Here is a 5,441-nt window from a genome sequence, read left to right as displayed (position 1 = left end):
GGCAGATGATTGGGGTGAAGTCGTAACAAGGTATCCCTACCGGAAGGTGGGGATGGATCACCTCCTTTCTAAGGAGCTCTTCACAGAGCAAATGAACCGATACTTCTCGGGTCATGCCTTACTCACTCTTTAGTTTTCAGGGAACACTTTAACCCCCTTTTTGCCTGGTTGGCTGAGGGGGTTTTTCTTATTTCATGGTATGATGGAATCACCAAGAAAAGGGATTTGATCTGAGCAGGAGGGAAACTGAATGCGTTTGGGAAAGCAAAAGATCTTGCCGGCGGCAAAGAGTATTAAAGATTTTGAGAAAATGATGAACAGCCGGTTTCAAACCATTATTTTACTGGATTCCCATGTAGCCCAGCTGCCATCGCTGATGAAATTGGCAAACCGATATCAAAAACAGGTTTTGTTGCATGTCGATTTGATCCAGGGGTTGAAAAGCGATGAATATGCCGCCGAGTTCCTGTGCCAGGTGATAAAACCCGCCGGTCTGATTTCCACGCGCACACCGGTAGTCCAAGTGGCAAAGAAAAAGTCGTTAATCGCCATTCAGCGCGTGTTTCTTCTGGATACCCACGCCCTGGAAACCAGCTATCGGCTGTTGAAAACATCGCAGCCCGATTATATCGAGGTATTGCCCGGGGTGATTCCCCATATCATCAGGGAGGTAAGGGAAAATACCGGGATTCCCATTTTGGCTGGAGGGTTGATCCGAACGAGACAAGAGGTGAGAGAAGCATTGGAAGCGGGGGCGGAAGCAGTGACGACATCAAGCCAAAATCTATGGGAATATAAATAAAAGTATTGAAAAATGTATGTTCATATTTTAAAATGGAATTGTGAACGCTTACACACCCTTGAACCCGACCAAGTTAATAACAGACATGAGTTTTGGAGAGTCACTAAACCTTCTTTTCTACCGCGGAAGGAAAAGAGGAATTTTAGTGATTCTTTTTATTTATGAACTATTTTTCTGAGTATTACGAGTAATAAAACGCCAGGGGAGGATGGATATGTCTCATTTTGCAGCTGAATTAATCGGGACAATGATCTTGATCTTATTGGGGGATGGCGTTGTGGCCGGGGTTGTCTTAAACCGGTCCAAGGCGCAAAACGCAGGTTGGGTTGTCATTACATTAGGGTGGGGATTGGCGGTGATGGTTCCCGCTTATCTGGTCGGCCATGTCAGCGGTGCGTATCTCAACCCTGCGGTTACGATCGGGTTTGCCATGGCCGGGAAACTCCCCTGGTCTGAGGTGGGCGGAATGATCGTGGCCCAGATGATCGGTGCCTTTTTGGGGGCCGTGCTTGTTTGGCTTTTCTATTATCCACATTGGAAGGTCACGGATGATGCCGAGGCGAAACGGAATGTTTTCTGCACTAGTCCGGCCATCCGCAGCCCGTTTTTCAATTTCCTGTCCGAAGTGATCGGCACATTTGTATTGGTCTTTGCCTTATTGGGCTTCGGAGCCAAGGGAATTGTGTTTGCCGACGGCTTGCAGACGCTGGTGGTTGGATTCCTGATTGTCTCGATTGGGATGTCACTCGGCGGAACGACGGGATATGCAATAAATCCTGCGCGTGATCTTGGACCGCGATTGGCTCATGCTCTCCTGCCGATTGCCGGAAAAGGGCACTCTGATTGGGGATATGCCTGGATTCCGGTTGTCGGGCCGGTTGTCGGTGCGTTGATTGCGGCATTGAGCTTTGTCGTGTTGTTCCAATAAAGGAGAGGTGAACAGGAATGAAAAAGAAATACGTACTTGCCATTGATCAGGGAACAACCAGTTCCAGAGCGATTTTGTTTGATCGCCAAGGCCGGATCAAAGAAATGGCGCAAAAAGAATTTACTCAGTATTTTCCGCAACCGGGCTGGGTGGAACATGATGCGGTGGAGATCTGGGATTCGGTTCGTCAAGTCATCGCAGAGGTCTTGCAAAAAGCCGGAGCTCATGCAGACGAGATCGCAGCGATCGGGATCACCAATCAGCGGGAAACCGCCGTTGTCTGGGACCGGCATACGGGGGAACCGGTCTACCATGCGATTGTGTGGCAATCACGCCAAACGGCCGGGATTTGCGCTGAACTGATGGAAGAGGGTTATCAGGAGGTATTCCGGGACAAAACGGGTCTTTTGATCGACGCATATTTTTCCGGTACCAAAGTGAAATGGATTTTGGACCAGGTGGACGGTGCGCGGGCAAAAGCGGAAAAAGGGGATCTGTTGTTTGGAACTATTGACAGCTGGCTTGTCTGGAAACTCTCCGGGGGAAAAGCCCATATAACGGATTATACCAATGCTTCGCGCACCCTGATGTATAATATCCATGACCTGAAGTGGGATGACGCGTTATTGGAGATTTTGACTGTCCCTGCCGCCATGTTGCCGGAAGTCCGTTCTTCCTCGGAAGTTTATACCGTGACCCATCCCGATGTATTTTTCGGGAAAGAGGTGCCGATTTCCGGAATTGCCGGCGATCAGCAGGCGGCGCTGTTCGGGCAGGCCTGTTTTGAGCAGGGGATGGCGAAAAACACTTACGGAACCGGTTGTTTTATGTTGATGAACACGGGCAGCAAGGCGGTTCGCTCCAAGCATGGATTATTGACCACCATTGCTTGGGGGATCGACGGAAAAGTGGAATATGCCCTGGAGGGAAGCATTTTTATCGCTGGTTCGGCTGTCCAGTGGCTTCGTGACGGGTTGCAACTGATTCAAACAGCGGCGGAATCGGAGGACTTAGCGGTTAAGGTGGTTTCGACAAACGGAGTGTATGTGGTTCCCGCTTTTGTGGGTCTGGGAACCCCGTATTGGGATTCCGATGCGCGCGGTGCCGTATTCGGTTTGACCCGCGGCACTTCCAAGGAACATTTCATCCGGGCCACATTGGAATCACTGGCATACCAGACCAAAGATGTATTGACTGCAATGGAGGCCGATTCCGGGATTCGCCTGAAAAAACTGCGCGTTGACGGCGGAGCCACTGCCAATGGATTTTTAATGCAATTCCAGAGCGATGTTCTCGGTGTACCGGTTGAACGGCCGATTGTCCTGGAAACAACGGCGTTGGGAGCAGCATATTTGGCAGGATTGGCGGTTGGATTTTGGAACAATAAACAGGAGATCGCGGATCATTGGGCGATTGACCGCACCTTTAATGTGAAAATGGATGACAATTCCCGCAATAAATTGTATAATGGTTGGGTAAAGGCAGTAGAAGCTACGCGAGCATTTAAACTCGATTAATCCATACAAGTTAATAGTTGGCGGAGAACAGGAGAAAACCACATGACCTTATGTGTTGGCACATAGGGTTTATGTGGTTTTTCTTTTTATCAAAAGGAGGAGAACCAAAATGGCGATACCTTTTACGGTGAAAGAACGCAGTCGTTTGCAAACGGAATTGGCAGGAAAACAACTGGATCTGCTTGTCATCGGAGGAGGAATCACCGGGGCGGGGATTGCTTTGGATGCCCAGTCCCGGGGAATCGAAACGGTTGTCATTGAGATGCAGGACTTTGCTGCCGGCACTTCCAGCCGTTCAACCAAGCTCGTACATGGAGGACTTCGCTATTTAAAACAGCTCGAAGTCGGTCTGGTGGCCGAGGTCGGCAAAGAGCGGGCAATTGTTTATGAAAACGGACCGCATGTGACGACCCCGGAATGGATGCTGCTCCCGATTATTCCCGGCGGGTCGCTTGGCAAATTTGCCACATCAGTCGGGTTAAAGGTATATGATTTTCTGGCAGGGGTAAAAAAGAGTGAACGACGCAGGATGTTGTCCAAAGAAGAAGCGCTTCAAATGGAGCCGCTTTTGCGCAAAGAGGATTTAAAAGGAGCGGGGTACTACGTCGAGTACCGGACGGATGACGCCCGTCTGACCCTGGAAGTGCTGAAAAAAGCGGTCAGCCTCGGAGCGAAGGCATTTAACTACATGAAAGCGGAAGAGCTGTGCTATGAAGGCGGGAAACTGACGGGCGTTCTGGTCCGGGATCTGCTGACTGATGAAACTTTCCGGCTGAAAGCAAAAAAAATCGTGAATGCGACCGGTCCCTGGGTTGACGAACTGCGGGAAATGGACGGATCGAAGAAAGGGAAAACCATTCACTGGACCAAAGGTGTCCATCTCGTTGTCGATCAGAAACGATTCCCGCTGAGGCAGGCGGTTTATTTTGATACTCCGGATCAGCGCATGGTGTTTGCCATTCCGCGTGACGGCAAAACCTATATCGGAACGACGGATACCGATTATCACAATGATCTGGTTAACCCGCGTGTGACCGAGGAAGACCGCGATTATCTCATTCGGGCTGTGAATCACATGTTTCCGGAAATCCAGTTGACCAAAGGGGATGTTGAAGCGTTCTGGGCAGGAATTCGCCCGCTCATCCATGAAGAGGGAAAATCCCCTTCGGAAATCTCGAGAAAGGACGAAATCTTCCGTTCAGCGACAGGATTGATCACCATTGCCGGCGGAAAACTGACCGGATACCGCAAGATGGCGGAAAAAGTGGTTGATTTGATCGCCAAAGAGTTAAAAAAAGAGACAGGCAAATCCTACCCGGGATGCCAGACGGAGCGGATTGCCATATCCGGAGGGGAAGTGGGCGGTTCGCAAGGGTGGCGCACTTTTTTGGCACAAAAACAGCAACAGGGAATCGACATCGGCCTCACATCGGAAGAATCACTGCGTCTGGTGAAGCTGTATGGTTCCAATGTAGATGAAGTTTTTGCCTGGGTCGGGAGAGGGCGGCAAGAAGCGCAGCATTTTGGGCTTTTGCCGGCGGTTTATGCCACGGTCATGTACGGGATCGAGCAGGAATCGGTTGCCAAGCCGGTGGATTATTTCATTCGCCGTACAGGCAGCATGTTCTTTGATATCAATTGGGTGAAAGAGTGGAAAGAACCCGTGTTAACTTTGATGAAAGAGAAATTGGGATGGAGTCAATCGCAAATGGAGACTTATGCAGACGAGTTGGAAGAGGCGATCATCATAGCCACTGAAACGGTAAACTCTTGACAGGCAGCGCCATCGGTGGGGTTTCGTACTCCATCGGGCGTTGCTTTTTTTTGGTGGAAAATGTGATTTTACTTCGGGGAATCGGTGCGGGAATGTTAAACTGCCCGGCTTTGCAAGGTTTTCCGATTTAGGATTGATTTCCGTTTGGGATGAATTTTCTTTGCGGAGAAAAAATATAAAAAAAGGGTTGCAATATGATGTTACCCGTGATATATTATTTCTTGTCGCCGCAATGACCGGCGCAACGAAGAGAACGCACCTTGAAAATAAGATAAGGAATAAGGCAAATGACGAAATGGTCATTCGTCAAATTGCATCACTGGGAGAGAAACCGTAGCAGGTTAAGCTACTAAGGGCACACGGTGGATGCCTTGGCGCCAGGAGCCGATGAAGGACGGGGCGAACACCGATATGCCTCGG

4 protein-coding genes and 2 rRNA genes are annotated in these 5,441 nt (G+C 49.7%); all 6 read left to right on the top strand.

What is annotated here, in order from left to right; translation table 11 throughout:
* Positions 1-68 (top strand): 16S ribosomal RNA (locus I8U17_RS17575); the annotation flags it as partial.
* Positions 69-250: 182 nt separating this feature from the next.
* The gene (locus I8U17_RS17570) at positions 251-802 is read left to right on the top strand and encodes a glycerol-3-phosphate responsive antiterminator (protein WP_033102322.1); all 552 of its coding nucleotides are present in this window, start codon (positions 251-253) and stop codon (positions 800-802) included.
* A 214-nt stretch (positions 803-1,016) separates the two neighbouring features.
* The gene (locus tag I8U17_RS17565) at positions 1,017-1,730 is read left to right on the top strand and encodes an MIP/aquaporin family protein (protein ID WP_198056611.1); all 714 of its coding nucleotides are present in this window, start codon (positions 1,017-1,019) and stop codon (positions 1,728-1,730) included.
* Between the two features lie 17 nt (positions 1,731-1,747).
* Positions 1,748-3,247 carry a glycerol kinase GlpK gene (gene glpK, locus I8U17_RS17560; RefSeq protein ID WP_198056610.1) on the top strand — a complete coding sequence of 500 codons (1,500 nt, stop codon included), beginning with the start codon at positions 1,748-1,750 and terminating at the stop codon, positions 3,245-3,247.
* 109 nt (positions 3,248-3,356) lie between these two features.
* Positions 3,357-5,021 (top strand): glycerol-3-phosphate dehydrogenase/oxidase, encoded by a 1,665-nt coding sequence (locus I8U17_RS17555; protein WP_033102325.1) that lies wholly within the window; start codon positions 3,357-3,359, stop codon positions 5,019-5,021.
* A 339-nt stretch (positions 5,022-5,360) separates the two neighbouring features.
* Positions 5,361-5,441, top strand: a 23S ribosomal RNA gene (locus I8U17_RS17550); the annotation flags it as partial.

Source organism: Thermoactinomyces sp. CICC 10521, from assembly GCF_016055135.1.
GTDB lineage: Bacteria > Bacillota > Bacilli > Thermoactinomycetales > Thermoactinomycetaceae > Thermoactinomyces_A > Thermoactinomyces_A daqus.
Note: the sequence above shows the minus strand (reverse complement) of the source record. Positions and strands in the feature narration are given on the sequence as shown.

Coding starts and splice junctions, on each gene's coding strand:
- I8U17_RS17570 (WP_033102322.1), top strand. CDS start 251: ATGCGTTTGGGAAAGCAAAAGATCTTGCCGGCGGCAAAGAGTATTAAA.
- I8U17_RS17565 (WP_198056611.1), top strand. CDS start 1,017: ATGTCTCATTTTGCAGCTGAATTAATCGGGACAATGATCTTGATCTTA.
- I8U17_RS17555 (WP_033102325.1), top strand. CDS start 3,357: ATGGCGATACCTTTTACGGTGAAAGAACGCAGTCGTTTGCAAACGGAA.
- glpK (WP_198056610.1), top strand. CDS start 1,748: ATGAAAAAGAAATACGTACTTGCCATTGATCAGGGAACAACCAGTTCC.